Source organism: Sulfitobacter sp. 1A12056 (assembly GCF_043558125.1).
Taxonomy (GTDB): Bacteria; Pseudomonadota; Alphaproteobacteria; order Rhodobacterales; family Rhodobacteraceae; genus Sulfitobacter; species Sulfitobacter faviae.
The window spans coordinates 1-2,059 of the sequence record NZ_JBIFFY010000019.1 but is presented as its reverse complement, the minus strand read 5'-3'; the positions used below and the strand labels follow the sequence as shown (position 1 = coordinate 2,059).

The following is a 2,059-nucleotide window of genomic DNA, read 5'->3' as shown; positions in this document are numbered from 1 at the left end:
ATTCCGGGTTAGGTTTGCGGCATTCACGCAAATGCCGGGGTTCTATGTCTACGACCAGTTCTACACCTATGCCTAAGAGTCTGTTTCAAAACTAACTGCACCTTCTCAATCCCTTGCGAGATGCCGTGTGACGCGTCTGATGTGTGCGATGAGGATCCAAGCCTCTGCGCTTGCGATGGATTTTTCCCAATCTTTCGATAGGCGGCGACATCGGTTCAGCCAGGCGAAGGTGCGCTCGACGACCCACCGTCGCGGCAGCACTTCAAAGCCCTCCGCGGTGTCAGAGCGTTTGACGATCTGGACGGTCCATCGGCCGAGGGCCTTTAGCGCGTCCCGCAGTTTGGGCCCTGCATACCCGCCATCCGCAAATACATGTCGCAATGATGGATAGCGCGAGGCGACCGCTTTCAGCACATCGGGTGCGCCATCCCGATCCTGAATTCCGGCGCTGTGGACCACCAAGCCTATCAGCAATCCAACCGTGTCGGTTACGATGTGGCGCTTGCGGCCCTTGATCCGTTTGCCCGCATCATAGCCCCTAATACCACCGCTTTCAGTGGTTTTTACGCTCTGGCTATCTATGACCCCTGCCGTTGGCTGAGCTTTGCGGTTCTCGGCCAGTCGCGCAGCTTCGACCAGCTTCTGGTTTATCTCATCAAGCAAGCCGTCATCGCGCCACGCGTAGAAATAGCCCCGAACCGTTGAAACCGGCGGGAAGTCGTTGGGCAACATACGCCATTGGCATCCGGTCGTTGCAATGTAGAGGAGTGCGTCGACCACGTCGCGCAAACATGTCGTACGGGGCCGACCAGTTGTCTTCGGCGGCGACATCGAAGGCGCTATCAACGCCCATTCCGCGTCCCTCATATCGCTTGCGTATTTATCGCCTTTTCGGTCATGTTGACGGCGGGTGAGTTCAGTCCAAGCCATTGTGATCTCCATTCAGCTTCACAACCGAACAGAATCACAAACCACTGAACTCACTCAAATAGTTCTAAATCGGGCTCTAAGGCACGAGCCCAAGCCACGCGGCAAAATCGCGACCGCGTTTGAAGGTGGCCAGGTCAGGTGCAAACGTCTCGATCGCAAGAGCCGTGACAGGGCCTACGCCCGGCATGGTCTGTGCGCGGCGGACCGAGTCCGCTTTCTTAGCGGCACATCGCATCTTTGCGTCGAGCTCTGCAACACGTGCATTCAACCCCTCGATTTGCTCCAGATACATCCGAGCAAGTTCCCGCACTTCGGTCAGCAGAGTCGTGTCAGTATCTGCGATTGCGTTCGCGAGCGTCTTGAGATGGGCGGGCCCTCGGGCCGCGACTAGGCCGTGTTCTGCGAGATGGCCACGTAAAGCATTGATCATCTGGGTGCGCTGGCCAACGAACATCTGCCGCGTGCGAAACAGCATGGCGCGGGCCTGCTGATCTTCCGTCTTCACTGAGACAAAGCGCATGGTTGGACGCAATGCAGCCTCTACGATGGCCTCTGCATCGGCCACATCGTTCTTTTGACGTTTGACGAACGGCTTCACATAGATTGGCGGGATTAGGCGCACGTCGTGGCCCAACTTCTCAAATTCCCGACCCCAGCCATGCGCCGTTGCACAAGCCTCCATGGCGATCAGGCATTTAGGCTGCTGCGCCAAAAACGCGAGAAACTGACCTCGTGAAAGCTTCTTACGAAACGCGATCGAACCGTCTTGGTGTGAACCGTGCAGCTGGAAAACGCGCTTTGCCAGATCGACACCGATAATAGTAACTTCGGACATGGATGCTCCTTCCTTCTGTGATGGCTTCAACACTCATCATAGTGGCACATTGCGATGCCGTCGGGAGGGGGCATCCAAGCCATCAACAGAGCCCCTCTGGATGGAACCCCTGACAATGCAATACCACACCTCTGACAAATATGACTGCCACAGTGGATGGAAAGTCCGCCACCGGGACCATTTTCATCACAGGCCAGAACTAAGCCAGATCGTCTAATATAGCGCAGGTTGCATCAAACACCGGCCGTGTCTGGTGCGGCCCGTGATTTAAGCTAACACTCATCGAAGACCTGA

Annotated in this window: 1 protein-coding gene and 1 pseudogene; both read right to left on the bottom strand. The window is 56.3% G+C overall.

The features are described 5' to 3' along the window. Window positions 1-105: 105 nt before the first annotated feature. Window positions 106-930, bottom strand: a complete 825-nt coding sequence (locus tag ACGYLD_RS17285) for an IS5 family transposase (protein ID WP_394403353.1) — start codon at window positions 928-930, stop codon at window positions 106-108. 79 nt (window positions 931-1,009) lie between these two features. Next, window positions 1,010-1,765: pseudogene (locus ACGYLD_RS17280) on the bottom strand (IS110 family transposase); the annotation flags it as partial. Window positions 1,766-2,059 lie beyond the last annotated feature (294 nt).

Coding starts and splice junctions, on each gene's coding strand:
- ACGYLD_RS17285 (WP_394403353.1), bottom strand. CDS start 930: ATGGCTTGGACTGAACTCACCCGCCGTCAACATGACCGAAAAGGCGAT.